A 25,576-nucleotide genomic window follows, 5' to 3' on the forward strand; every position below is an offset into this window, starting at 1 on the left:
CCGGCGGAAGCCCCTGCGCTGTAACAGACGAAAGCCCACATCAGCGGGCTTTCGTTTTTGTATATGGCCACTTTACACATACGGTACTTTGAGCTCGGCGTTTTTCAGATCTGCAAATGCCCCTGCGCACAACCCACGTCAACCTGTCGCGGCGTATGGCCGCGCAGATGCGCGGTGACGCGTTAGGCGGTTAGAAGAACCTCCTGAACTTCCGATACGTCGAGCGACGGCAGGCTGCCGACATTAATGCTGTACTTAATGCCTGTCACACCGAGTGGCGGCACGTAGTCATCGGGGAGCCTGGGGAAGTTGCCGGCCACTTCAAAGACATGGACATCACGGAATGTGAACCGGAGGAGGGCTCCTGTCTGTCGTAGGCCCTCGTGCCAGCCAAGTTGTGCTAGACGTGAATCGAAAACATCTAGCGCACGCCCATCGGATACCAGCTTCTCCCGAACCTCATCGACGCGGTCTGCCAGCGTTTCGTCGCCGCCAATACTGCGCTCCAGCATGACGCTCACAAACAGGAGGCGCTTGCTGGCGGGTGCCTTCAGCTGATCGAAACGGGATATTTCGTGCTTCGGTTCCGATCGCGTGGTGGTCTTGACTTCGACGTGGACGCCCTGTCCGACGAAATCATGACGTTCGCTTTCAGGGCCGCTCCAAAGGTGGCTGACGCGCGGTCCGATGGTCGGGAGCAGCACGTTGGACAGAACCCAGAGCTCGCCGAAAAGACCGATCTGCTCTGCGATGCTCAGGTCAGGTGCGAGCGGGCGCAATGCCGCACGCATGTCGTCGATGATGCGTTCGACCGAGACAGCAGGATCGCGGCCTTCGATGCGGATAGCGTGGAGGACCTTATTGGCTACGAGCGTAAGCAGTTCTTCGTGATGGCTGCGTGCGGAAACGTCCAGCCAAGTCTGTCCGCCTTCCAGGATGCGGACCTGAAGGCTCTGCAGGTCCGGCGGCAGGTTTTGCGGGGCAATATCGATGGCCAGCAGCAGGTGCAGGCGTCCGTCGTCTGACACTCCGATCAGCGCTGCTTCCAGGTCTTCGGCCGCCTGCTCGTAGATGTCCTCGTGCGGAAGTCGCTGCTCGCGCAGACTTGCCCAGCGGTCCTGTGTGATCTCAACCATTGCGTACCCCACGGTTCACGACGAGCCGTTGTTCGCCGTCCGCAGTGCGGGGCAGCGAAAGCGCGAGGCCCAGCACTGCTCGTGTTGGCGCGCGGAGCGGTTCGGGATCTAGGGGGTAGAGCAGGAGCAGGCCCTGCTGCGCGGGTCGGTCCTCGCGCATTGCCCGAGCATTGAAGCCTGAGGCAATGCGGTAGTTCTCTGGTCCACCATGCAGGTCGGCACCTTCATGGCGTGGATCGATCAGAATCCCGATCGACTCGTTGGCCTGCAACGAACGTCGAACAAGGCCGAAAGGCCTTCCTCCCAGGAGTACCTGTCGTTCCCGCAGCGGGTTGGCTACGAATACGGTCCAGTTCGTCAGCTCTCCCGCTTCGGCTCGCTCGAGGATCCAGTCGGCGATCTCCGCGCCCTGAAATGCAACGCTGTTCGGGTGCCCTTCATAATGCCTCAGGAACAGTGCGATGTCCTCGGCCGGTACATCGTGTGCTATGGCGCCGCCGTATGCATCCTGTGTCGGTGGATGCTGTCGCAGCAGGGCGGACGCCAAGTCGACGTTCCGTTCCAGCAGTCCCCGGTCCTGCATGGGAAACAGGATTGTCTGCGGGTTTTCGCCAGACCATGACCGTGCATCATCCGTCTGCATCCTGCTCTTGTTCTTGCTAGTAAGCAGGAGCTTAGAATGGGCGCGCATCCGGATGGCCATCTGGTCAGGCCTGCGGCCGGCCTTGTTCAGTGCCGTGATGGAGTCACGCAGGGATTCTTCGACCAGCGCCAGCTCCACAAACCACTGAGCGATACCTTCGGTTGTCCAGATACGGATCAGGTCTTCATAGCCTGTCCTGAAACCATACCAGCGGGCCATCTGCAGCAGAGCGTCCGCCATCGTTGTGGTGCGCAGGAAATAGGCGATCGTAAGTCCCTCAAGCGTCAATCCGCGCGACAGCCGATTGCCGCCCACTGCAACGAGCTGCCGTCCAGGCTTGGCATCGTATTCCAGTTCGTCGCCCGTCGTGCTGTTGAGCACAACGACGGCCAGACGAGCCAAGTTCGTCACTGCCTCTTCAAGTAGAACCTCTTCGCTGCAAGGCAGATCTACCGGTCCCAGCCCTGCGAGCGTTGACCGGAACATCTGTTTGAGCACGCCGGGTTCGGCGTTCTCATGATGGAACCAGTTGCGGATCTGTTCCTCGATCGCCTCTCCAATGCGCAACTGGTCCTGCTGGAGCCGGGATACGTGCACCAGCATCGTGTTCGGCTTACCCATCTGGCCGCGCTGCAGCCTAATGGCGCCGGCAAGTGCAAAGGTCAGGAGGGCATCGGCGAGCGACTGGGGAAGATCCAGCGGTCCCCGGGCAACAATCGCCTCGCTCCTTTTGCGTTGCTTCGGCTTCAGAGCCTTCACATCCGCCGCGTCTACAGGGCGCATTACATCGCGGTCCTGCGAGCTGACGCCGAAAAGCTCTTCCGTTCCCGTGTAGCCGTCCGGCCGCGGAAGCTGCACGACGAAGTCCTTGGGGAACAGGTCTTCGCCGACCTGGCTGTCACTGGCGTCTGGGTCGATGAGGATGTTGGCGAATGGCGTAGCCGTGTAGGCGATGTATGTGGCCCGCGGAATCTTTCTGAGAATGTCGCGAATCAGGGCGTTGGTCAGTGACGGGGCCGTGTCGTCATCCGGTTCGGTGTCGGTGTCGATACTGGGGTCTCGCCGATTTCCGCGTGTATTGATGGAGGCCTGATCGGCTTCGTCATCGATGAGAAGAACCGGTACATCAGCGAGCCGGCCTTCAAGTCTGCCGAACCACTGGTTGAGCCGTTTCAGGATCGGCGTGATCTTCTTCGCGACGATCAGAACGGTACCGGTCGATGCGAATCCGTCGGCCACCTCCGGCTCACGAAAGTCTGAAGTCTCATCGGTCAGCGTGATCCAGTCGACGCCGGTCCCGACCAGCTCCAGATCCAAGCGCTTCTGCGTCTGGTTCCGCAATGAATCGTGAATGCCTGAAAGAACGATGATCAGGCGGTAACCGACGTCGGCTGCGCGAGCTGCCACAGCTGTGAAATTGGCGGTCTTGCCTGACTGAACGTAGCCGACTACTAGGCCGCGGCACTGGAATTCCGGGCGCCCCACCGGTGTGGTCTTCGAAATGATCCGCAGTGACTCTTCCGCAACCGACGCAATCTGGTGCGGCTTCCATTTGGGCTGGGCCCGCAGATAGGCTTCATGCCGGGACCAGTTGGTCCAGGCGGTTGCATCGGTCCACAGGGCCAGCCTGGGCTTCAGTGTAAGGGGAAGGGGAAGCCGGACCTGCATCAGGCCTTGTCCGTCAGCTGGTCCGGGACACCGGCCGTCTCCAGTGCGCGAAGGAATTCAGACAGAGCCGTCTTGGCCTCAGCATCCTTGTCGATGAGCTGCACGAGCGTCACCAGCGTCGGCATCAGCGGGGTGACCTCGACTTCCTCCCCCTTGAACCCGGTCTTGCGTTGCCATGGCTTGTCGCCGCTGCTGACAAGGCGGATTGAAGTTCTGTTCTTCTTTGCAGCCGAGGCCGGATCAGGTGCCACCACGGGATTGCCTCCCGCTGCTGTAGTCGGAGGCAAGAGGCCACCTAGCGCTGGCGTGCCGGCCGGCGACACAGTCCTGCCGCCTCCTTTCGGAGTCGGCGCAGGTTTTTCCTTCTTGTCGTACCGGGACCGGGCAGCTGCGCGAGGGATCTTGATCAGGTCTTTGAGGGGGGCGGTGATCGCAAAGGGCAGGCGAATGAGCTGCTTGCTGATATCTACCTGCAGCTGCTCATCGGCCAGCCTGTCGAAGTCAACTGCGACACGAATCAGCTTGGTGTGCTCATCCTTGGCGAAGAGATCTTCCCAGCCGCCCCATTTGATAAGGCGGTCAAGTCGATAGAAGTACAGGCCCTGAGCATCGTTTGCGCGGCCATTTAAAGAGTGGCGGTCGCGTTCGACGCGTTGTTCGAGCGGCAGCAGATCCTTGATGTATTCGTCGAACTCTGCCTCGTTTGGCGTAACGTACGCACGGACATAGAGGGCAGCCGTCTTGTCCGGAGAAGCACCGGGAAGCTCGATGCGATGCTGGTCGTACTCTTTTGTCAGCGGCTGCCCCATGGGGTTGTTGGCACGCAGAACGTCATCGTTAAGCCTGATGACGACCTTCTCGCGCCCGCGCGCCTTGCCTTCAAGGTACCGGTGGAAGACTAGTTCGAGGTGCGACTTGATGGCAGCGAGTTCCTGCGCGTAGGGAGAATCCGCCCTGCCTCTCGCAGGCTCTATCGAGGGGCGCATCTGTGTAAGCAGCACAGCTGTGCCGGAGTCGCCGATGTCGACTGCCGAGGTATGCTCGGGAGCTACCGGGTCGCTCAGAAGCGCCCAGCGGCGCGTCTTGGCAAGATGGTCCTTGTCCCAGGTGAGTGTCGTGCTCTCGTTTCCGGCAGCTTTCGATACGACCGTCAGTCGATCGGCCTGGGACCATGCCGCACCCTTCAGCCCATAGCCGAACTTGCCAAGATCGCCATCGTCGTATTCACGCTGGTGCCCGATCTTCATGGCGTCGCGCAAACCCGATGGAGTCATGCCTGTGCCGTCGTCGCGAATGCACATCCACCGGCCGCCCGCATTGGGATTTGGGAAGTTGATGTTGATCTCCCGAGCGCCATGCGACAGGCTGTTGTCCACTAGGTCGGCCACGGCGCTGGGCAGGCTGTGCCCGGCACGTGCCAGGATATTGAAGAGGCCGAGCGGGTCCGGTGCGGCGTCATCGTCGTTGCGGTTGTTGTCGTTTTCTTTTTCTTTTTCTGACGTCACGGACACTGTTTCTGCCTCCTTGAATAGCTGCGGGAAGTGATCCGAGAGCACTGCTTGGCAGTGCTGGCCTTCATCACCGTACAACGCGATCATCGCGGATTTGCCGAGCCGGGCGCTCTCTCCATGGCCGAGGATCAGAGAGCGGGCTGGGTGGTCTGCTGGGATGACAAGCCAGGATGCATTGGCAGGGGTGGTCGAGGCGTCAACCACCATCGCGAACAGGACGCCTGGGTCGACGAAACTGTAGAAGGAGCTTTTCGGGCAATCGCCTTCGAATCTCCAATTTTTGTGCTGCCGCTTGAGCCATGAAGCAATCTCAACCACGGTACCTTCGTCTTCGAGACGCCGGCAGGTGATTGCGATGGTGTCCGATTTCTCTGCTGAAGGAAAAACCTTGTCGACGACGTCCCAGTCGAAGTTGATGGAACGCTGCTTGCCGCGTTCCTTCCCCTGGCGGCGGTACTCATGAAACATGCCGAGTTCGGAATGAGTCAGCAGTCGGAGAATGGTGAACTTCACTTCCTGCCCTCTGTTGTCCTGATTTGTGATTGCTCCAAATCGAATAACGCTACACGCATGTCCTGAGTCTCCGGTGCGCCCAGGCACTCCCGCATTCCACGAGCGATGGCATAGGCAAAGAGTGGTGGCACGGCGTTGCCGATCTGCTTGAATGCCGGGTTCATCGATCCTTTGAAAACGAAGCCGTCAGGGAATGACTGGAGCCGCGCAGCCTCACGGACGGTGATGGTGCGTGCCTGTTTCGAGTCGAAGTGGATGTGGGAATAAGAGTCCTTGCCGAGGTGCGCCATCAGCGTACGTACCGGGGCATCGGCGCGGAGCTTCCACCACTTGTTCGGAAACTTTCCCGGATCATACGGGATGCGCCAGGACATTATGTATGTGCTGACGTCTGCGTGTCTCGGGTCGGTGGGCAAACCGAGTCTCCTGCGGTCTGCAAGCCAGTTCGCAATCTTCTGCTCTACATAGGCATGCACCTGCGGGTACTCCCAGCCAGGCTGAATCTCGGCGAAGATCTTGTAGTCGCGCGGCAGATACCGGAAAACATGGCCAGTCGTAGACCTAGTCGTAAATCCGTGCCACTCCCGCATCAAGCGCGAATAGGCAGTCGACGGCTTTTTTGCTGTGTACTCGACAGGTTCAGACGGGTCTTTCGCCCCGCGACGAATGGCCCCTGAACGAAGCATTTCTTCGGCATACAGGTGCGGCAGATCTGCCAGCGCATCAGAGGCTGATGTGGCCGCGGGAGAGTCGGGAGCTGGATCGGGAATCCAGCGGTGGTGCGCCGAGCCTTCGGCTTTGATAACCCGCCTCGCAGCATTTTTGGAGCTCGTGTAGCCGGATGGCAGAACCAAATGGTGTGTTGGCACCGGAAATCTTGGCTTGATGCCGGTCGAACGATGGAAACCGACAAGAATCATGCGCTCCCGCATCTGCGGAACGCCGTACCAGACGGAATTCAGCAGTGTGTAGGCTACGTCGTAGCCTTCATCGGCAAGGCTTTTGGAAACGAGCTCGGCAACATTGGTGCCGCCATGGTTGAGGATGTCTGGCACGTTCTCCATCAGAAGCGCAACAGGCTTTGTCGCCCGGATGAATGTGACGTAGCGCTCCCACAGGCTGACCCGTCCATCCACTAGGAAGGCTTGGTCTGCGGTCACCTCTTCGCGCAGGCGGGCCTGCTCGCGAAGCTTAGCCCGGCCTACACGGGCGAACGCCTGACAGGGTGGCCCGCCGACGAGAACATCGATCTGACGGTCCGTGGCGCCCTGCAGCCCGAGATCGCCGAAGACGGTGTCTGCGGTTTCGGTTACCGCGTCGCGCGGGGCGTGGTGCGCTTCCTTGTCACCCCCGACCGAGCGCGAGCCGAAGTTGGCTCCGTGCGACTTCGCAGCCCACGGGTCCATTTCGATCGATGCGACCGGCGTAAATCCGGCGGTCAGGAAGCCAAGAGAGATGCCGCCACAGCCTGCGAACATGTCCAAGTAGCGGATTTCGCCGCCTTCTTGAATACGCTGCAGCTTGCTGCGGATCAGCTGGTCATCTGGGGTTGTGGCGCGGGAATTCTTGCCAGTCGAGGGGGACAGGTCTGCAGCGTGGCTAATTGGCTTTTCGTAGGTCTTGCTGGGCTGCGATTTGCGCAGCTCGATTTGGATGGACATCCGGTATCTCTCATAGGGAACATGCGCCAAGACCATCTGCACGGAGTGCAGGAGGACGGCGGCTCAGGCCTGCTCAAACCACGCGGCGCAGCCCGGCTTGACGAATCGTCATCTAGGCGGCAAATGCTGCATCGTGTCAGAGTGTAATGAAACAGCCGCGAGGTGTCGCCGGCGCAGGTTGTGTGAACCTTCATGATTACATCAGCTTCATCTGGATATTATCTGCTTTCCGTGTTCTGGAGGGTATGCCAAGCTCGATTGAATCACTCTCGAAGACCGCTTATGGTCGACCCCAACTTGATGCGACAGGCTTAAACCGGCCAGAAGCGGACAGTAATCCCAATAAATCTGCTCCCCCCATTTCGAATGCCGGCGGAACCATTTGCAGCATCGCCGCAATTTCCCGGCAGCTCTTGATCAGCCGAGCATGGCAGGACTAGCTGAAACTTCATTGAGAACGGTATGAAGCACACCTCCTAATATATCAAATCGATAGTGCTATGACGTTCTTTTGTAAACTTGGTTGATTAATCCCATCAGAAGAGGTGTTGCCTTGGTTGTTATCAAGGTGGAGTCTTGGATTGTCAAAATATGCTCACCGATAGAAGCATGAGCAATTGCACAGCGGAATCGGTAGATAATATACGCTACAGCTTTTTGCAAATGATCTAACGTCCAGCCGAATCTTGCAGCCTCAATGCACGCTTTCGTAAAAGAATGCTTAACGTGTGCAGCGAACTGAACTCTTTTGGTTGGGTTATCCTTGAATCCCCAAGGAAATCCATCTTTGTCATACCCATAAAGCAAATCGTCAATTGTGGAATCAAATTGGGATTGACAAAAAAAATCACGCAAATATTGCTCAAGGGATGATTCGTCAAGCCAGTACTTCTTTACAATTCTCAAGAGCTTCTGTAGCTCTGAGTTATTGTAAGTAGCTATAATTTTCCCAAAACCTTTGAGATTCGTTCCGAGAGCCTGCAAGTCTTGCAGTAAGTCAAAATCGAAACTTAGTTCGATAAGGTGATACAAGGACAGATAGTGACCCAAGGCTGTGGATTCATGGGTCGCTCGTACAGTGGCCAGATCGTGATCTACGGTTGGAATGTGCAAGTCAGGATAGGCCTCCACAGTATGAGCGCTAGTCAACTTCAGATGCGGAGGTATCCTTTGTGAGTGGGAAAAAGCGCCCCATATGGAACTTGTTGCTTGGTAGTGGGAGAAGTAAAGCGCGTAAGCGATATCCCTAATTACAACGTAATTGTTCTTAAAAATATAGTCAGAGTACTGGGCTTGCGATATATCTTCAGCTTTAGCGTCTCGCAAGAAGGCTGCCACAGAAGTTGCAGGAGCCTCGCCATAAGTGAAAGTCGTGCCTTTGCATGTAACCAGCATACAGTCATGAGGATGATGATTGAGCTTTATGGTAAAGGTTTCATTGGCCTGGTATCGGGGTGACAAATTATATACAGGTATCGCAACGTAACCATCGACCGAGCATTGCCCATAGGCTTCGGCTAACTGAAGGCTTGGGTCAATTCTCAAATCATCAAAACTGAATTTACTAATTACCTCCCTATAATCCATCTATTCAGCCTCACGCTCCCAAATATCGCCCAGTGGCGTTTCGCCCTCGTCTCGGAAGAATTCTTTCAGAGCTACGAAGATAAGCTTTCGCGTTGCATATCCAATGTTTGTTTTTCGGCTTGGAAAACCAGCGATAATTTGCTGGAATTTATCAAGCCCTAATATTTCTTCCGACCGCGATATTGAAATAGAACTGGTCAGGTTTTTAATGGCGTTTTTAATTCTCTCTTTTCGGGGCTGGGTAGAACCAAAGTCGGCTACAGCGGCAAAAAATGCGTTAAGTGTATTTTCATTGCCTAGCCAATTGCTGGCAGAGATGGTGTCTCCTGCTGCAACTGTGCCTTCAACAGCATCATCCAATTCGCAATACAGCTTGAAAAACTCTACGAACTCGCCAAACTGGATGCCGAACTGTTCAACATCTTGCTGCAAAATTGCTTGCTCACTCAGTCGCTGCGCAACTACGTTCTGCTTGTCGACCTCTGGTGATTTCAATAGGTATGCGTGATAGCCACTTGAAACCTTGTCGAGCGAATAGCGTCTTGCCCGAGTTCTCCGCCCGCCATCGACTTCCGGAACAAGCTCCAAATGCTCAATTTCATTGATTAGTGTCTTGCGCAGGCTGAGAGATAGTATTTCTATCTGATGCCTCATTGACATGGGCTTTTGCCCTGCATTTAGTACGATAATCCTATAAATTAAGTGATCCAGATCTGGCTCGGCTCGAATTTCAAGATGGACTAATTGCTCAGCAGGGAAGATATGACCGCTTTCAAGTATTTCTTTTAGTATAAAAGTGCGCTGCAGTCCATCTAGGATGTTGAGCGGAGCGGAGTCCTGAATCATCTTCTTGATTTCGTCAACATTACCTGCCTCGACTGCTTCGTTCGCAAAATCTGACTTCTCGACCGGAAGAGCAAGTGTAATGGTCGGCAGGAGCGTACCGTTAATAATGTCAGCCTTGAGTCGGGTGTAGGCCGTGAATTTTTCCCGTTTGCGCTGGATTGAAAATGAGGAAAAATCTTTGCCTACAAGATCCAAGTAATTAGGGACATCACACTGTGCATAAATTACTGGTGTTTGGGTGCGTAGATCTTTCGCTGTCCCGAGTATCTTGATTTCCATTTCCGCTTCCAAAAGTTTCGGTGCTCCGCACTTTACCTTTAAGCCGAAGAATTGGGAATACGCTATGCTCAGCACTTCAGATATCCGACGGACCTATTGGTCGTGGCGTGCAATGACGACATTCATGCGAGTGAGGTGAATGGGGGCGAACAGCGATTAATATTAGTGGAGCATGCTGCCCCAATCACGGATCTGCGAACTTGTTAAGGAGCTAGCGCGGGTTGGATGCAGGAATTGCCTTCTATTGCTTCGCGGAAAACTCACCTAATCCATGACTGGCCTGATTACATCAAACGCTAGATTCGATGCAGGAAAGCCCTGCAGGGTCTTGCCTCAATAAAGTGACTCAAAGCCCGCTTCTGGCCGAAAGCAGCTTTGAGCTACTGGCAGCAACCGGCCAGGAGCGGATCTCTCATGCCTGTGAGAGAATCTGAATCACCTCACCCAAGCTAGAACGGACTCTCCCTTTCATGGAATTGAATCGCCCATCACGCTACGACATCGCATGTCACTTCTGCGTCAGTCGCATTGCTGGCGCGGCCGTTCCCTACACTCGTCTGAGTAACATCCTCGAAGGCATGTTTCATGGGCGACCGCTCACTGCACTGTCGCTGAGCTACCTACAGCAGCAAAATCTCAACGAACTGCACCAGCTGGCGACCGGCCAAATCACATATGAAGCCTTCATCGCTGCTTTCGACCCAGCATTAGTAGCCCGCGAGCGGGCTGCCAGAGTAGAACACCAAGCCAAAGAAGCAGAACGTCTGGCCCAAGAGGCCGAGCGGGTGGTTCAGCGGAAACGCGAGGGCGAAGCAGCAGAATCTGCCCGTATTGCTCGCACGGCGCAGTACGATCGCGATCGCCAAGATGCTGAGGCAGCTTGCTTCGTCCGCGAAGCCGAGTGGGCGGCACAGCGCACGCTTAATTGTGAGGCTGCTGAAGCCATGTACAAAGCACGCATGAGCGAGCCAGGTTACATCGCTCTGGCTCCCTACGACATTGCCCGGCACTACCGGGTGAGCCACCTTGAAGGTGTGGTTACCTCGCCACTGAGCAATATCCTGGCGGCTCTCTATCAAGGCCGTCCACTTTCCGCGGCTTATCTTAACTACCTAAAAATCAAGGGGCTCCCCCGACTGTATGCGCTGGCCATTGGCCAAGTTACCTATGAGTCTTATATTTCAGACCTCAATGCAGCCGAGGTCGTGCGGACAACGGCCGAAACTCGCCTCGCATTGGCCGAAGCACAAAAACGGCGGCGTGACGCTGCCGAGGCTGCCCTCATTGCCCGCGAAAGCGATCCCGCATACATCCTGCGCAAGAAATACGGGGTTCTCGCCATAGCTCAGCCTTTGTTGCCACGGTTGATGGATATCCTTCAGAACATCGACGCCGGCAACCGACTGACCGATGACGACTTCGTTTGGCTCAACACTGAGGGCCAAGTGCATTTCACTGAAAAGCTGCGGAAGACCCACTACCTACGTGAAGCCGAATTCTGCGGCAATGAGTACCGTCGCACCCAGGATCCTTGGAACGCAATCAATGCCAGTGGCCACTATCGAAAGTGCAATCAGCCAGAGTCGGCGCTTGAACTACTCGCCAGTGTACCGACCAATAGACTCAGACATCCCAAGGTCCACTCAGCCATATGCACTACCCAAGGCGGTGTCATGCGCGATCTGGGGCGACGTGACGAAGCTTATAAGCTCGGCAAGCAGGGGCATGAGCTAATGCCGAAGAACTTCCGCCCATGCACTCTGCTAGGGGCTGTATGCATGGAGTTAGGCGACTATATGGCGGGGCATGACTGGTACGCCAAGGCTGAGGAGCGCGGTGCCAGCAAACAGAGCATCGACATCGAACTAAGAGGTATCTTCGCCCGGGCGGACAATGCCCGGCGCGGAACGATGCGAGCGTCCTTACTAGCAAAAGATCCGGACCGTTACCGCTGGGCAAATGAAAAAAAATATCGCAGCGAGTCGGCGCAAAAATCGTAGACGAACCCAAGCATCCATCGAGGATCGGTAGCCGCCCATTGAATGGCTGCTGCTGGCCCAGAGTGTGTAAAAACGCTTCGTCAAAATTGAAGTGAGCGCGTCTACGTGAAATCTGAAATGTTTCGGCACCTCAGCAAATGTAGATTTCGCTCAGATGCGCGATTTCCAGTCCGGTTTTGAGTACCTGTCGCGCTCGAAAACGTTTTTACACAGCCTCGGCCGATAGCTGCCTCTCATGAACGACACTTAGACCAGAGGAGATTCTGTACTCAGTCAACAGCAGATTTTCGGTATGGACAAGTTAGACTCTGACAGCCCTACATCAGTCAGTACCCATGGACATGGTGCATTCAGCGTGAAGCCAGGGTTGACGTAAGTTTTACGAATGTCCATGGGTTGACATCTTTCCTTTACATCGACGAAGCCTTCGCTGATCTTTCGGGCGTGCCCGACGCGGAATCCATCGGGCGCCGCATCCGCGCCGATGTGCTGCGCCTCACCGGCATACCGGTCGGCGTGGGTATTGCCAACACCAAGACCCTCGCCAAGCTCGCTAACCACTCGGCCAAGCGCTGGCAGAGGCAAACTGGCGGCGTGGTCGATTTGCGCGACCCCGAGCGGCGCGACAAGGTGTTGCGCGTCACGGGCGTGAGCGATGTGTGGGGCGTTGGCCGGCGCATGACCGAACACCTCAACAGCATGGGCATCCGGACCGCCTGGGACCTGGCCAACGCCGACGCCTGGACCCTGCGCAAACAATTCAGCGTGGTGGTCGAGAAAACAGCCCGCGAGTTGCGCGGCACGCCGTGCATGGAGCTGGAAGACGTCGCACCACCTAAACAGGAGATTTGCTGCTCACGCATGTTCGGCGACCGCCAGCGCGAACTCGCCCCCATCCGCGAAGCCGTTGCCACCTATGCTGCCCGCGCCAGCGAGAAACTGCGCACCCAGCAATCGCTGTGCAAGCGCGTGCGCGTCAGCATCCGCACCGGCATGTTCAACCTGGATGAGCCCAGTTTCGCCGAAGGCATTGTCTGCGAACTGCCATACCCCACCGACGACACCCGCTACATCACCCGCGCCGCCATCGCCGGGCTGGAGCTGATCTATCGAGAGGGTTTCGCCTTCAGCAAAGCCGAAGTGCTGCTGATGGACCTCTGCCAACGCGGCGAATACACAGGCGACCTTTTCACCGAAACCCAACCCGCCACCGCAGAGCGCGTCATGGGCGTGCTCGACGCCGTCAACGCGAAGTTGGGGCGGAACACGCTCAGACCGGGCCGCATTCCCAACGCGCCGGATTGGGGGATGCGGCGGGAAATGATGAGCCGTCGTTTTACGACGAGGATGGATCAGCTGTGGAGGGTGGGGTGTCGCTGAAGGGACCAGCAAACAAAAAGCCCTGTAAGTTCAGGGCTTTTCTGATTTGGAGCGGGCGAAGGGAATCGAACCCTCGTCATGAGCTTGGGAAGCTCAGGTAATGCCATTATACGACGCCCGCGTAGGCAGCCTTTGTACCAGAAGGGCGGGGCGAGTAGAAGTGGGTGCGCCGTTTAGGTCGATGAATGTTTCAGATCTGTTCGATTTCAGTCGCGGTCAGGCTGCGGTATTGACCGGGAGCGAGGGCGGGGTCGAGCAGCAGCGGGCCCATGCGTTCGCGATGCAGGGCGGAGACCTTGTTGTTGAAGTGACCGAACATGCGTTTGACCTGATGGTAACGGCCTTCATGTAGGGTCAGGCGTGCCTGGTGCCAGTCGAGCAGTTCGAGTTCGGCGGGCAGGGTGGTGAGGTTCTCGAAGCGAAAGTAGAGGCCTTCGGCGAAGCGGTCGACGCAGATGGGGTCGATCGGGTCTTCCGTTTCGACGAGATAGGTTTTGCCCAGCAGGCTTTCCGGTTGGGTCAGGCGGCGGGACCAGAGGCCGTCGTTGGTGATGATCATCAGCCCGGTGGTATTGAAGTCCAGCCGACCGGCGATATGCAGCTCGTGCTTATCCGGTTCTTTCAGCAGGTCCAGCACCGTGGGGTGTTGCTGGTCGGCGGTGGCGCTAACGCAGCCGGCGGGTTTGTTGAGCATATAGAAACGTGCGGGCTTGCCGGCCTGCAGCACCTCGCCATCCAGTTCGATACGGTCGAAGACGCGGATGTCTTGGGTGCCATCGCAGACTGTCTCGCCATTCACCGAAGCGCGGCCCGATGCTAGCAGCAGGCGCGCCTGGCGATGGCTGCAGTGGGGCAGGTTGGCGAGGAAGCGGTCGAGGCGCATTACGGGTTTGCGGGCGACTCGCCGCGAGCGCAGCGCGGGCAGATGCAGGCCTTGTTTAACGCCTCATCGGGAATCCGTTCGCAGGCTTCGGCTGCGATCTCGGCGGTGAAGCACCAGCACGGCTGAGTGGCAGTTGCGGGATTGCTGAGACTGCATTGATTCGGCTCGCCGCAGAGTGGGCATATGCTGGGATCGGGTGTTTGGTTCATTACCGCCTCCGGGAAATGTCAGCAGCTTGCTGCGGTGGGACGGTCAATGAGGAATTGAATCGGAAGCCCGGCATTGCGCCGGGCTTCTCGTCTACTTCGTTACTTGACGCGCTGACCGGGCTTGGCGCCGCTGTCGGGGCTGAGCAGGTAGATCTCTTCGCCACCAGGGCCGGCGGCGAGCACCATGCCTTCGGAGACGCCAAACTTCATCTTGCGTGCGGCGAGGTTGGCGACGTACAGGGTCAGGCGACCTTCCAGCTTGCTTGGGTCCGGGTAGGCGCTCTTGATGCCGGAGAACACGTTGCGCTTGGCATCGCCAATGTCCAGCGTCAAGCGCAGCAGCTTGTCGGCACCTTCGACGAACTCGCATTTCTCGATCAGCGCGATGCGAAGGTCCACAGCGGCAAAGGCGTCGAAGGCGATCTCGGCGGCAATCGGCTCCTTGGTCAGCTCGCCGTTGCCAGTCTCGGGGGTTGCGCCGGGCGCGGCGGTTTCGGTGGAAGCGAGGTCTTCCTTGGATGATTCGATCATGGCTTCGATTTTCGCAGGCTCGATACGGGTCAATAGCGGGGTGAAGGCGTTTAGCTGGTGGTTGGAGAGCAGCGTTTGCAGGTCCGTCCAGCGCAGGGGCTCGACGTTGAGAAAGCGCTCGGCGTCGGCGGCGAGGTTGGGCAGCACCGGCTTGAGGAAGATCACCAGCTGGCGGAACAGGTTGACGCCAGTGGCGCAGATCGCCTGCACTTCATCCTGCATGCCGTCCTGCTTGTTCAGTGCCCAGGGTGCCTTGTCGGCGATCCAGGCATTGGCGCGGTCAGCCAACGCCATGATTTCGCGCATGGCGCGGGCGAAGTCACGGTTCTCGTAAGCATCGGCAATGGACGGTGCGGCGCTCTGGAAGGCGTCGGTCAATTCCGGTGCGGCATTGCGGTCGACCATCACACCGCCGTTGCCCTTGTGAATAAAGCCGGCACAACGGCTGGCGATGTTTACGACCTTCCCCACCAGGTCGGAGTTGACCTTCTGCACGAAGTCTTCGAGGTTCAGATCCAGGTCATCGACGCCACGGCCCAGCTTGGCCGCGTAGTAGTAGCGCAGGTACTCGGGGTTCAGGTGATCGAGATAGGTGCGCGCTTTGATAAAGGTGCCCCGCGATTTGGACATCTTCTGCCCGTTCACCGTGAGGTAACCATGCACCGCGACGGCGGTGGGCTTGCGGAAACCGGCACCTTCGAGCATGGCGGGCCAGAACAGGGTGTGGAAGTTGATGATGTCCTTGCCGATGAAGTGGTACAGCTCGGCGCTGGAATCCTTGTTCCAGAAAGCATCGAAATTCAGCTCAGGGCGACGTGTACAGAGGTTCTTGAAGCTCGCCATGTAGCCGATGGGCGCATCCAGCCAGACGTAGAAGTACTTACCCGGCTCATCCGGAATCTCGAAACCGAAGTAGGGCGCATCGCGGGAGATGTCCCACTCGTGTAGGCCGCCGTCGAGCCATTCTGCGATCTTGTTGGCGACCGAATCCTGGAGGCTGCCGCTGCGGGTCCACTCTTTGAGCATCGCCTCGAAATCGGGCAGCTTGAAGAAGAAGTGCTTGGAGTCGCGCAGCACTGGGGTGGCGCCTGAGATGGCCGAGCGCGGGTTCTTCAGTTCGGTGGGTTCGTAAGTGGCGCCGCACTTTTCGCAGTTGTCGCCATACTGATCCTCGGCCGCGCATTTCGGGCAGGTGCCCTTGATGAAGCGGTCGGCGAGGAACATGCCCTTTTCCGGGTCGAAATATTGGGTGACCGAGCGCGTGGCGATGTGGCCGGCGTCGCGCAGCCTGGTGTAGATCAGGCTCGACAGCTCGCGGTTTTCTTCCGAGTGGGTCGAATGAAAGTTGTCGAAGTCGACCAGGAAGTCGGCGAAGTCGGCACTGTGCTCGGCCTGCACGTTGGCGATCAGTTGCTCAGGCGTGATGCCTTCCTTTTCGGCGCGCAGCATGATGGCCGAGCCATGCGCGTCGTCCGCACAGACGTATATGCACTGGTTGCCGCGAAGCTTCTGGAACCGCACCCACATGTCCGTCTGGATGTACTCGAGCATGTGGCCAAGGTGAATCGAACCGTTGGCGTAGGGCAGGGCACTGGTGACGAGGATTTGGCGAGCTTCGGACATGGGAAAGTCTGCAGTCGAGGTTGCGAAGTGAGTCGGCCACTATAAAGGTCACGCAGTTTTTTTTCATCCGCACTGGTGCGGACGGCACGGGTCGAATAGCGAGTGCCGCGCCACATTGACGCGCTTGATGAGCCCTTGTGGCGGCACGGGGTAAGATGCCCGTCTGTTTTAGTAGGTTTTCTTGGGAGTAGTCATGACCGTCACACGCGAAGCTGTCGAAGCCGTACTGCGCCAGTACACCGACCCTAACCTGAACCAGGACCCGGTGGCTGCTGGTTGCGTGCGTTCCATTGATGTAGTGGGTGATCACGTTAGCGTGCAGATCGAATTGGGCTACGCGGCTGGGCTGTTTCGCAGCGGTTGGGCGCAGATGCTGGCGATGGCCATTGAGCAGCTCGACGGCGTGACCCGCGCGGATGTGCAGGTCGACTGTGTGATCCGCTCACACAAGGCGCAGGACCAGGTTGAGGCACTGGCCAACGTCAAAAACATCATTGCCGTCGCGTCCGGCAAGGGCGGCGTCGGTAAATCGACCACGGCTGCCAACCTGGCGCTGGCGCTTGCGCGCGAAGGGGCGCGGGTGGGCGTGTTGGATGCGGATATCTACGGGCCTAGCCAGGGCATCATGTTTGGCATTCCCGAAGGTACGCGACCGGAAATCCGCGACAATAAGGCATTCATCCCGTTGGAAGCGCATGGCGTTCAGGTCATGTCGATGGCCTTCCTGTCCGACGACAAGACGCCGATGGTCTGGCGAGGCCCGATGGTCTCCGGTGCCTTGCTGCAGTTGATCACTCAGACGGCCTGGAATGATCTCGACTATCTCGTGGTGGACATGCCGCCGGGTACGGGTGATATCCAGCTGACCTTGGCGCAGAAGGTGCCGGTGGTGGGTGCGGTTATCGTCACGACGCCGCAGGATCTGGCCCTGCTGGATGCCAAGAAAGGCGTGGAGATGTTCCGCAAGGTGAACATCCCTGTGCTCGGTGTGGTGGAAAACATGGCCATCCACATCTGCTCGAATTGTGGGCATGCCGAGCATCTGTTCGGCGAAGGGGGTGGTGAGAAGCTGGCAACGCAGTACAACGTTGAGCTGCTGGCTTCGTTACCACTTTCCATGGCAATCCGCAGCCAGGCTGACGCAGGTAACCCAACCACCATTGCCGATCCGGAAAGCCAGATCGCGATGATCTATCAGCAGATGGCACGCAGTGTGGGTGCGCGGATTTCCCAGAGCGGGCAGATCATTGCGCAGTCGATGCCAAACATCACTGTGTCCGACGACTGACCTTCGGTATGGCGGCGCTCTGTGCGTCGCCTTGGTCGACCGAGGAGGTCTGATCGACTGAGTAGAATCGTCCTTGGAGGGAGGCTGCCGCCCTCTGACGCTGAATACAGTAAATCGCAGGCATAAAAAAGCCCCGCCGAAGCGGGGCTTTTTCAGCAGAAAAGCTTCAGGTTAGATAACCTGAACTTCCTCAGCTTGCATGCCCTTCTGGCCGCGAGTAGCGACGAAGGAAACTTGCTGGCCTTCTTTCAGGCTCTTGAAACCGTCGCCTTGGATGGCGCGGAAGTGTACGAAGAGGTCGTCACCGGATTGCGGAGTGATGAAGCCGAAGCCTTTCTCATCGTTGAACCACTTAACGGTACCGGTTTGGCGATTGGACATTTGAAATGTCTCCTTGAACAAGGTGTAGAGATGATTTGAACGGGCAAATACCCCGAACGGTGACTGTGTGCAAGGAGTTAGGAGTCGTAGCAATGATCGGATCGAAATCTAAACATGTAGCGATTCACGGTGACACATGCAGCAGCAGCCAATGAAAGATACTCCATTTCTGTCGCATTGCGAGCATTATTTTCAGTTTCCGCCCGAAGCGCCAGAGATGCGACGCATGGACCCGGTTCGTGGCCTTTGAACCGGCTCCATGTGCTCGGTAAGATACACGCCTCTATCTAAACGACCATCAGCCAAATCAGGACGCCCGCCATGAGCATCAAATCGGATAAGTGGATTCGCCGGATGGCCCAGGAGCACGGCATGATCGAGCCCTACGTGGAACGCCAGGTGCGGACCGAGGGCAGCGAGCGCCTGATTTCCTACGGCGTCTCCAGCTATGGCTACGATGTGCGCTGCGCTGACGAATTCAAGATATTCACCAACATCAATTCGGCAGTCGTCGACCCTAAGAACTTCGACGAGAAAAGCTTTGTCGACGTAAAGAGTGACGTCTGCATCATCCCGCCGAATTCTTTTGCGCTGGCGCGTACGGTCGAATACTTCCGCATTCCGCGCAACGTGCTGACCATTTGCCTGGGTAAGAGCACCTATGCCCGTTGCGGGATCATCGTCAACGTCACGCCGCTTGAGCCCGAGTGGGAAGGGCACGTGACGCTGGAGTTCTCCAACACCACCACCTTGCCAGCGAAGATCTACGCCAACGAAGGCGTGGCACAGATGCTGTTCCTGGAGTCGGATGAAGAGTGCGAAACCTCTTACCGGGATCGCGGTGGTAAATATCAGGGCCAGCGTGGCGTGACCTTGCCCAAGGCCTGATTGGACTTCACGAGCTTCAAGAGCCCTGGCGGGCGGTAGTGACTGCCGCTCGCATCATCTTTGCGATATGGAATAGTCCGGCATAGGGCTGGCGCCATCTGGCGGCGTCCCGGCTGCGCGTCCTGCGCTTGCCAGTACTGATCTGCTTCCCGTCGTGCAATGCCTCGAACCAAGATGGCTAGAGTCTTATTCGCTCGAGCAGATGCCGTTTCATTCCGCTTAAGCAAAAAAATGCCCGCATGAATGCGGGCATTTTTAGTTGCGCGAAGGGCCGGCAGTCCAGCTCTTCAAGCAGGCCTAGGCTCAGCCGGCGAAATTCTTCGCGACGAAGTCCCAGTTAACAACGTTCCAGAATGCCTCGACGAACTTCGGACGGGCATTGCGGTAGTCGATGTAATAAGCGTGCTCCCAGACGTCGCAGGTCAGCAGCGGCTTGTCACCAGCGGTCATCGGGTTGCCGGCACCGATGGTGCTCGCCAGGCCGACGCTGCCGTCGGACTTCTTCACCAGCCAGGCCCAGCCGGAGCCGAAGGTGCCGATTGCGGTCTTGGTGAACTCTTCCTTGAACTTGTCGAAGGATCCGAAAGAAGCATTGATGGCATCAGCCAGGGCGCCAGTTGGCTCGCCGCCGGCATTCGGGGCCATGCAGTTCCAGAAGAAGGTGTGGTTCCAAACCTGAGCGGCATTGTTGAAGATGCCACCGGAAGAGGTCTTGATGATGGTTTCCAGATCCTTGCCTTCGAACTCGGTGCCTGGGACCAGGTTGTTCAGGTTGGTCACGTAGGCCTGATGATGCTTGCCATGGTGATATTCAAAGGTTTCAGCGGAAATGTGCGGCTCGAGGGCGTTCTTTTCAAACGGAAGCGGCGGCAATTCGAAAGCCATGGTGTATCTCCTGCTCAGGTGTCGAGAATAGATGCGGCTCGGAAGGAGGCAGTCTGCACTGGTAACCAGCGCCTCGCGGAACGGAGAAAACTACTGCATTGATGTTCGTCCGTTTACGCCTGTCTTTCCCTTCGCTCGCTATATGCTTGCGCATTCTTCGGCCGATCACGGGCGGCCGCAATGGCGGGCTGAAGCGTTCCACTCCATGCCCGCGGACCAACGATCATAGCACTCAGCCTGTGGCAAAACCACGCGTCAACTGTGTGGAAAAGCCAGGGCCAGAGCCTTGTAACAAGGTTCTGGCGCAGGGGGAGAGGATGTCCGAGGCCCTCTGCGTGGACCTCCGATTACACTGGGCGTTCCTTAGGCCAGGACAACAAGCTGTGCGGCTACCGTGAACATCATGGTCGCCACGCCCAGATCGATCAGTCGCCAGGTCAGCGGCCGCGCCAGCCAAGGTGCAAGCCAGGCGCCCCCCAGTGCAAGAATCAGAAACCACAGAGTCGAGGCGCTCGCGGCGCCCAGCGTATAAGCCGCGGGCTCGGGTTGCTGCGCGCCGAGGGAGCCGATCAGCAGTACCGTATCGAGGTAGACGTGCGGGTTTAGCAACGTCACGGCCAAGGCGGCGAGCAACACGCTCTGCAGTGAGCGCGGTCCGCGTTGGGCGTTTTCCAGCAAGGCTTGTGGGCGCGCTGCACGGCGCAACGCAATGGCACCGTAGACCAGCAAGAACAGCACGCCTCCCCATCGCGTGATTTGTAGCAGCACTGGATTTTCTGCCAGTACCGCAGCGAGACCGAAGACGCCAACGCTGACCAACAGAATGTCGCAGAGGATGCAGAGCGCAGCTACCGGTAGATGGTGCTCGCGGCGCAGGCTCTGCGCCAGGACAAATGCATTCTGCGCGCCGATCGCAATGATCAGTCCGGCGGTGATTAGAAGCCCGTTAAAGTAGCTCTGCCACATGATGCGTTGCCCTGTCGTCAAGAGATGCTCGCAGTTTCGGTGCTGTTGGCCTATAAGAAAAACGAAATTCGGTAATACCTCATAAGGAAATCGAATGTTCGATTACAAGTTACTGGTCGCTTTGGCGGCGGTGGTTGAGCAAGCCGGATTTGATCGCGCTGCGCAGTCGTTGGGACTGTCGCAGTCGGCCGTGTCGCAGCGCATAAAGCTGCTCGAGGCTCGGTTGGGGCAGCCGGTGCTTTTACGCGCTTCGCCACCCCAGCCAACTGAGGTTGGTCGGCGTTTGCTTAACCATGTGCAGCAGGTACGTCTGCTCGAACGTGATTTGCAGGGGCAGATTCCGGGGCTGGACGAGAGCCGACTGCCGGAGCGACTGCGCATCGCGCTGAACTCCGACAGCCTGGCTACCTGGTGGCCGGGTGCCGTCGCACCTTTTTGCACCCGTTATGGCGTGGTGCTCGATCACGTGTTGGAGGATCAGGATGTCGGGCTCAAGCGGATGCGAGCGGGGGAGGTTGCTGCGTGTGTTTGTGCAGTCGAACGGCCGTTGGCAGGTGCGCGCAGTGAATTTCTTGGCGCCATGCGCTACCGCGCGCTTGCCAGTCCCGCCTACGTTGCCCGGCACCTCAAGCCGGACGCGCCGGTCGAGGCCTTATTAAAGGCCCCGGCGATCGTATTCGGCCCTGATGACCAGCTGCAGCACCGCTATCTAGAGGCGTTAGGCCTGAAGGGGGCGTTCAGTCATCATCTATGCCCGTCATCCGAAGGCTTTGTCCGGCTGCTGCAAAGCGACATGGGTTGGGGGTTGGTGCCTGAACTGCAGGTACGCGCGGAACTGGCGAGCGGGGAATTGGTTGATGTTTATCCGGGCGAACCGATTGATGTGCCGCTGTATTGGCACCATTGGCGCAACGGCGGTGAGTTGCTCGGCGAACTCACACGGCAGCTGTCATGCTCGGCCAAGCAATGGTTGATCTATTAAGACGGATTAGCCAAGGACTCGCTGGCCGCGGTAGATGCGTACCGAGGGGCCGCTACGGTCTGCTGGCGTGGGCGGCGGGGTAAAAAGGGCGGGCATATCGCTGTACGTGGCCAGTTGTCTGCCCAGGTCCCGCGTCATCTCGTCGCCGGAGCAGAGACAGGCGGTCAGCATGGCCTGGATCGCATCCGGTTGGCTCAGACGAATGTTCAGCTGCTGCTCGTCACGCAGTCGACGGCGCAGCTGCTGCATGCAATCCAGTACGGACTTGTTGAACTCCATGACGATTCATCCTCCAATCTATCGGCCGTTCTTGGCGTCGTGGCCCGACATCCGTGTCGGAAAGCGCTATCCGCTGGCATGAGTGCTCAAGCAACAGGCGTACCAGTTGCTGTTTGGATTGCCTGTTTTGCTTAGGAAAACTATTAGAGGTGCGTCGCAACTGGCTTTACCGCCTGAATGCGCTTTGCATCAGCATGACGCAGCGAGGTGCTGACCAGTGCCCGTTGCTGTCGGTTTGCACAGTCTTGAATCGCCTCGGCATGGAACGCCTGTTCCAGGTGCAGGTTCCGGACAGGCGATGGCGCTGAAGAGACTCAGTTGAATCGTTATACTGCGCGCTGTCTCTTGCTTCGCGCCCTTAAAGGTACCCCATGCGCAACGATGCTCACGACGAACTGGACAACATACCCAGCCTGACCGCCGGCCGCGATCGCGATCCGTACCCAGCGCCGGAGCTAGAGCCGATCAGCAAGTCGACGAGTCAGGCTGCCGACGATGCGCGGCCGCGCCAGAAGCGCCGTGCCGCCAGCACTGCGCCGCTGTGGTTCCTGATTCTGGTGCTGTTCGGCTTGCTGATCGCGTTGGGTTGGTGGGGCCTGCAGCAGGTATCCAGGCTCGAGGCTCAGCTGGTGGCCACGCAAGAAAGTTTCGCACGCATCAGCGAAGACGCGACCGGCCGGCTGCAGGATATCTCCGGCAAGATCGTGGCGACCGAATCCAGCGTCACCACCGAAGGCGAGGCATTAAAGCTGCGCATCAAGCAGCTTGAAAAACAGGCGCTGGACTTGGCTGAGCAACAGCGGGCTATCACTACCCAGCAGCAGAGCCTGACCGGCAAACAGGGTAATCAGGACAAGCGCCTAGACGAACAGGGTGGACAGATCGAGCGCATCGCCACTGACGTGCGAGGGCATCAGTCTGCAACAGCCACGCTCGCCGATACCGTTAAAAAGGTTGCAAGTGATCAGGCCGCGCTCACGTCATCGATGTCGGCGCTGAAGGGTTCGGTGGACGAGCTGGGCAAGCTGTCTGGCCGAATTGACGGGCTGAGCAAGGACGTCGCAGCGTTGAAGCAGAGGGGCGATGCCAGCCAGGCGATCAGTCGCTTAGAGCAGGACGTGCTCATCTTGCGCAGTGAATTGGATAACCGGCCTGCCGCTACGCCAGGCGTAGTGACGTCAGAGTTCGATGCGTTCAGAGCCCAGATGACCCGCAACATCAACACGCTGCAGGGGCAGATTGCCAACCTCCAGCAACAGATAGACCAGCGCTAGGCAAGCCTGGATAAAAAACGCCGCTGCGTATGTTACGCAGCGGCCAGGCGAGTCAGCCAAAGGAGGAGTGGCGGTTTACAAGTCCAGCGCCAGGGATAATCCGACACCCTGGTTGCGGTTGTCGTTGCCTTGGTAGTTGTAGTTGGCTCGGACGCTGAGGCCTGTCGTCAGTTGGTGCGCGATACCGACACTGAAACGGGTCTGGTCGCCCGTCGGGGTCGCACCCGGCAGCTCAAAGCTATTAGTCGGCACGCTATTCAATGACATACGCAGATCTTCGCGCTGCTCATCCTCGCGCTCGACCTCGCGGGCGACCTCGCCAAACAGCCGAGTGCGCTCCGACACTGCATAAGTACCAAATAGTCCGACCGACAAACGAAGTGATTCCAGCTCTTGGTCTTCGTAGCTTAAAGCGGTCGAGCTGGCGCCTTGCTCTCTATAACCGTCGACGTCGATTTTCTGATAGCTGGCACCGATGAACGGGCCGAACTCTACTGGATCCCCCATCTGCATCAGGTTGAATCCGGTTTTGGCGGACACGCCCCAGACCATGCCTTCAGTACTGCCTTTTTCTGAGCGTTCCGCTACGCCGAGGGAAAAGGTGCGGTCCAGTGAATCGTAGTCAAGGTAGCCCGCGCTGGCATTGAGGTCAGCGAAAAACCGGTCTTGTTGATAGCTGGCAAACGCGCTCGCCAGAAAGCTGCGCATATCGTAGTCCGAGTCCCCTGCACCGAGGCTGAGGGAGTTCTGCGCCAGGCCCAGACTGAGTCCCGCCAGCCAGTGCTCGCTGACACGGTTGCTCAGTCCAATCGCCAGGGTCGGGCTGTCCCCATCGCCGCCTCCGAAACCGTCGTACTCGGGACGGTTGTAACCTCCTTGAACGAAGGTTCGCCAGCCGCCTACCGATTGCCAGTTGCCACGCTGGGCAGCGAGTTCGTTGTCGAGTAACTGGAGGTGGTTGCGCAGCGCCGAACGGCCCATCTCTGGTAGCAGTGATACCTCTGCCGGTGCTGAAAGAATGGAGTAGATATAGTCAGCGCTTATCTGGTGGACTGCGGTGGTTGGGTGGACCGCATCGTTGAACAACAAACGGCTTGGATCCGCGTTTGCGGTACCCAGGCCATAAGTCGGATCTAGCGGACAATTGCCCCCATCAAAGCAAACCGCGGTCTGGTTGATAGTGGGGTCGAATCCGTAGCGAGCAAGGTCTGCGCGAACTTCAGAAAGCAATAGACGGTTGTTTAACAGAACGTAGTTGCCCCCTTGTGCCTGCAGTCCTGCAGCGAGCTCGGCGTTGAAACTGTCGCTCAGGCTGTTGAGAAATGCGCTGGTCCCAAGTTGTGTCCCTAGCGGGGTATTACCGACATCGGGCAGGTCGGAAATGATGATGTAGCGGGCGCCTGCGTTCTGCAGCGCGCCTACCGCCTGAACCATGTTCGCCGCTGCCAGCGCCATGGTCGTCGGCCTGGCTTGAAGTTGAAATATATCGTTGGCGCCACCGTTGAGGTAGTACAGCCCATTCGGGTCGACCTGCGGGTTTTGCACCAGATACCCAGGCCGGCTGCGTGTCAGCCCGCCTCCGGCGTCGACCGTCGAGGTGCCAATGAGTGAGTCAAGGATCTGATCCGTACGGTAACCACCTACCGCGTAGTTGGTACCGTCTGGATTGCCCGTCAGAAGGCGCGGCAGGATTGGGGTCGATGGCAGCGACTGAAGGCCCAGGCGGTTGGCGAGTACTTGGGTAACAACCTGTCCCGCATATTCGGTGTTGTTGGCCGCATAGGTCGGGCCAGTGCGATTGGTAAAGCGCAGACCGCCGGTTGGATTGCCCCCTAATAGAGGACTGCCGACGTCTGGAAAGTTGCCAGCATCACTCAGCGAGTCGCCGAAGTTGACGAATTGGCTGTACGGGCTGGTCTCCGCATGTGCTGCAACGGATACGCCCGCCAGCAAGATGGCAAGGGCGAGTGGCTTGAGAGCGCTCTGCACGGGTATCTCCTTATTGTTCTTGTTTGGCAGTCGAAGTCGAAGCTCCGACTCCGTTCAAGCTAGTCGCCAATTGAAGGAGGCATAAGCGCTCTAAAGCGTCATTTGCCGGACGGCTTGGTATCGCTCGAATGGATTACGGACCCGAGAAAATTCTCAAAACGCCTTGTTACAAAG

20 protein-coding genes and 1 tRNA gene are annotated in these 25,576 nt (G+C 57.9%); 6 read left to right on the top strand and 15 right to left on the bottom strand.

All coding sequences use genetic code 11. The features are described from left to right. Positions 1–182: 182 nt before the first annotated feature. From CXK96_RS07140 to CXK96_RS07165, 6 genes are all read right to left on the bottom strand, one after another. A complete protein-coding gene (locus tag CXK96_RS07140) occupies positions 183–1,136 on the bottom strand; it encodes a PD-(D/E)XK motif protein (protein ID WP_102835782.1) in 954 nt (317 codons plus the stop codon). Continuing rightward, positions 1,129–3,447, bottom strand: coding sequence for a Z1 domain-containing protein (locus CXK96_RS07145; protein ID WP_102835783.1), 2,319 nt, complete (start codon positions 3,445–3,447; stop codon positions 1,129–1,131). The genes CXK96_RS07140 and CXK96_RS07145 overlap by 8 nt, the downstream gene beginning before the upstream one ends. Continuing rightward, positions 3,447–5,471: an ATP-binding protein gene (locus CXK96_RS07150; RefSeq protein ID WP_256061588.1), complete on the bottom strand. Its 2,025-nt coding sequence runs from the start codon at positions 5,469–5,471 to the stop codon at positions 3,447–3,449. The genes CXK96_RS07145 and CXK96_RS07150 overlap by 1 nt, the downstream gene beginning before the upstream one ends. Next, complete coding sequence (locus CXK96_RS07155; protein WP_102835784.1) at positions 5,468–7,132, bottom strand: DNA cytosine methyltransferase; 1,665 nt, start codon at positions 7,130–7,132, stop codon at positions 5,468–5,470. The genes CXK96_RS07150 and CXK96_RS07155 overlap by 4 nt, the downstream gene beginning before the upstream one ends. Before the next feature lie 498 nt (positions 7,133–7,630). Then, positions 7,631–8,719 carry a hypothetical protein gene (locus CXK96_RS07160; RefSeq protein WP_102835785.1) on the bottom strand — a complete coding sequence of 363 codons (1,089 nt, stop codon included), beginning with the start codon at positions 8,717–8,719 and terminating at the stop codon, positions 7,631–7,633. Then, entirely contained in the window at positions 8,720–9,844 is a 1,125-nt protein-coding gene (locus tag CXK96_RS07165; RefSeq protein ID WP_102835786.1) for a hypothetical protein, read from the bottom strand. Between the two features lie 470 nt (positions 9,845–10,314). On the opposite strand from CXK96_RS07165, the gene CXK96_RS07170 reads away from it, so the two are divergent. Continuing rightward, the gene (locus CXK96_RS07170; protein WP_102835787.1) at positions 10,315–11,844 is read left to right on the top strand and encodes a hypothetical protein; all 1,530 of its coding nucleotides are present in this window, start codon (positions 10,315–10,317) and stop codon (positions 11,842–11,844) included. 396 nt (positions 11,845–12,240) lie between these two features. Beyond that, on the top strand, positions 12,241–13,224 hold the full coding sequence (locus CXK96_RS07175; protein ID WP_256061589.1) for a DUF4113 domain-containing protein: 984 nt from the start codon (positions 12,241–12,243) through the stop codon (positions 13,222–13,224). Between the two features lie 47 nt (positions 13,225–13,271). Here CXK96_RS07175 and CXK96_RS07180 read toward each other — a convergent pair. The 4 genes from CXK96_RS07180 to metG all read right to left on the bottom strand — a co-directional run bounded on the left by CXK96_RS07180 (position 13,272) and on the right by metG (position 16,470). Continuing rightward, a tRNA-Gly gene (locus CXK96_RS07180) sits at positions 13,272–13,345 on the bottom strand. Positions 13,346–13,414: 69 nt separating this feature from the next. Further along, positions 13,415–14,107: a pseudouridine synthase gene (locus tag CXK96_RS07185; RefSeq protein WP_102835788.1), complete on the bottom strand. Its 693-nt coding sequence runs from the start codon at positions 14,105–14,107 to the stop codon at positions 13,415–13,417. After that, a complete protein-coding gene (locus CXK96_RS07190; RefSeq protein WP_102835789.1) occupies positions 14,107–14,316 on the bottom strand; it encodes a cysteine-rich CWC family protein in 210 nt (69 codons plus the stop codon). The genes CXK96_RS07185 and CXK96_RS07190 overlap by 1 nt, the downstream gene beginning before the upstream one ends. A 99-nt stretch (positions 14,317–14,415) precedes the next feature. Then, on the bottom strand, positions 14,416–16,470 hold the full coding sequence (gene metG, locus CXK96_RS07195; RefSeq protein ID WP_102835790.1) for a methionine--tRNA ligase: 2,055 nt from the start codon (positions 16,468–16,470) through the stop codon (positions 14,416–14,418). Between the two features lie 193 nt (positions 16,471–16,663). Between metG and apbC the strand changes: the two genes are divergently transcribed. Further along, positions 16,664–17,758, top strand: coding sequence for an iron-sulfur cluster carrier protein ApbC (gene apbC / locus CXK96_RS07200; RefSeq protein ID WP_102835791.1), 1,095 nt, complete (start codon positions 16,664–16,666; stop codon positions 17,756–17,758). Positions 17,759–17,929: 171 nt separating this feature from the next. Here apbC and CXK96_RS07205 read toward each other — a convergent pair whose 3' ends face one another. Continuing rightward, on the bottom strand, positions 17,930–18,139 hold the full coding sequence (locus CXK96_RS07205) for a cold-shock protein (protein ID WP_003282211.1): 210 nt from the start codon (positions 18,137–18,139) through the stop codon (positions 17,930–17,932). Between the two features lie 321 nt (positions 18,140–18,460). On the opposite strand from CXK96_RS07205, the gene dcd reads away from it, so the two are divergent. Beyond that, positions 18,461–19,027: a dCTP deaminase gene (dcd, locus tag CXK96_RS07210; RefSeq protein ID WP_102835792.1), complete on the top strand. Its 567-nt coding sequence runs from the start codon at positions 18,461–18,463 to the stop codon at positions 19,025–19,027. 303 nt (positions 19,028–19,330) lie between these two features. Here dcd and CXK96_RS07215 read toward each other — a convergent pair whose 3' ends face one another. Both CXK96_RS07215 and CXK96_RS07220 read right to left on the bottom strand, forming a co-directional pair. Then, on the bottom strand, positions 19,331–19,912 hold the full coding sequence (locus tag CXK96_RS07215; protein ID WP_073300977.1) for a superoxide dismutase: 582 nt from the start codon (positions 19,910–19,912) through the stop codon (positions 19,331–19,333). Positions 19,913–20,275: 363 nt separating this feature from the next. Beyond that, on the bottom strand, positions 20,276–20,878 hold the full coding sequence (locus CXK96_RS07220) for a LysE/ArgO family amino acid transporter (RefSeq protein WP_102835793.1): 603 nt from the start codon (positions 20,876–20,878) through the stop codon (positions 20,276–20,278). Between the two features lie 94 nt (positions 20,879–20,972). Here CXK96_RS07220 and CXK96_RS07225 point away from each other — a divergent pair, with 94 nt between their 5' ends. After that, entirely contained in the window at positions 20,973–21,860 is an 888-nt protein-coding gene (locus CXK96_RS07225; RefSeq protein ID WP_102835794.1) for a LysR family transcriptional regulator ArgP, read from the top strand. 6 nt (positions 21,861–21,866) lie between these two features. On the opposite strand, the gene CXK96_RS07230 is transcribed toward CXK96_RS07225, so the two are convergent. Then, positions 21,867–22,139, bottom strand: a complete 273-nt coding sequence (locus CXK96_RS07230; RefSeq protein WP_102835795.1) for a hypothetical protein — start codon at positions 22,137–22,139, stop codon at positions 21,867–21,869. 371 nt (positions 22,140–22,510) lie between these two features. On the opposite strand from CXK96_RS07230, the gene CXK96_RS07235 reads away from it, so the two are divergent. Further along, positions 22,511–23,413, top strand: a complete 903-nt coding sequence (locus CXK96_RS07235; RefSeq protein WP_102835796.1) for an ATPase — start codon at positions 22,511–22,513, stop codon at positions 23,411–23,413. A 75-nt stretch (positions 23,414–23,488) separates the two neighbouring features. Here the strand turns inward: CXK96_RS07235 and CXK96_RS07240 are convergent, their stop codons facing one another. Next, the gene (locus CXK96_RS07240) at positions 23,489–25,402 is read right to left on the bottom strand and encodes an autotransporter domain-containing protein (RefSeq protein ID WP_102835797.1); all 1,914 of its coding nucleotides are present in this window, start codon (positions 25,400–25,402) and stop codon (positions 23,489–23,491) included. Between the last annotated feature and the right edge of the window lie 174 nt (positions 25,403–25,576).

Source organism: Stutzerimonas stutzeri, assembly GCF_002890895.1.
Taxonomy (GTDB): Bacteria; Pseudomonadota; Gammaproteobacteria; order Pseudomonadales; family Pseudomonadaceae; genus Stutzerimonas; species Stutzerimonas stutzeri_AB.

Bases quoted from the DNA above. Each gene is read 5' to 3' on its own strand.
- CXK96_RS07140 (WP_102835782.1), bottom strand. From the start codon at position 1,136: ATGGTTGAGATCACACAGGACCGCTGGGCAAGTCTGCGCGAGCAGCGA.
- CXK96_RS07145 (WP_102835783.1), bottom strand. From the start codon at position 3,447: ATGCAGGTCCGGCTTCCCCTTCCCCTTACACTGAAGCCCAGGCTGGCC.
- CXK96_RS07155 (WP_102835784.1), bottom strand. From the start codon at position 7,132: ATGTCCATCCAAATCGAGCTGCGCAAATCGCAGCCCAGCAAGACCTAC.
- CXK96_RS07160 (WP_102835785.1), bottom strand. From the start codon at position 8,719: ATGGATTATAGGGAGGTAATTAGTAAATTCAGTTTTGATGATTTGAGA.
- CXK96_RS07165 (WP_102835786.1), bottom strand. From the start codon at position 9,844: ATGGAAATCAAGATACTCGGGACAGCGAAAGATCTACGCACCCAAACA.
- CXK96_RS07170 (WP_102835787.1), top strand. From the start codon at position 10,315: ATGGAATTGAATCGCCCATCACGCTACGACATCGCATGTCACTTCTGC.
- CXK96_RS07185 (WP_102835788.1), bottom strand. From the start codon at position 14,107: ATGCGCCTCGACCGCTTCCTCGCCAACCTGCCCCACTGCAGCCATCGC.
- CXK96_RS07190 (WP_102835789.1), bottom strand. From the start codon at position 14,316: ATGAACCAAACACCCGATCCCAGCATATGCCCACTCTGCGGCGAGCCG.
- metG (WP_102835790.1), bottom strand. From the start codon at position 16,470: ATGTCCGAAGCTCGCCAAATCCTCGTCACCAGTGCCCTGCCCTACGCC.
- apbC (WP_102835791.1), top strand. From the start codon at position 16,664: ATGACCGTCACACGCGAAGCTGTCGAAGCCGTACTGCGCCAGTACACC.
- CXK96_RS07205 (WP_003282211.1), bottom strand. From the start codon at position 18,139: ATGTCCAATCGCCAAACCGGTACCGTTAAGTGGTTCAACGATGAGAAA.
- dcd (WP_102835792.1), top strand. From the start codon at position 18,461: ATGAGCATCAAATCGGATAAGTGGATTCGCCGGATGGCCCAGGAGCAC.
- CXK96_RS07215 (WP_073300977.1), bottom strand. From the start codon at position 19,912: ATGGCTTTCGAATTGCCGCCGCTTCCGTTTGAAAAGAACGCCCTCGAG.
- CXK96_RS07220 (WP_102835793.1), bottom strand. From the start codon at position 20,878: ATGTGGCAGAGCTACTTTAACGGGCTTCTAATCACCGCCGGACTGATC.
- CXK96_RS07225 (WP_102835794.1), top strand. From the start codon at position 20,973: ATGTTCGATTACAAGTTACTGGTCGCTTTGGCGGCGGTGGTTGAGCAA.
- CXK96_RS07230 (WP_102835795.1), bottom strand. From the start codon at position 22,139: ATGGAGTTCAACAAGTCCGTACTGGATTGCATGCAGCAGCTGCGCCGT.
- CXK96_RS07235 (WP_102835796.1), top strand. From the start codon at position 22,511: ATGCGCAACGATGCTCACGACGAACTGGACAACATACCCAGCCTGACC.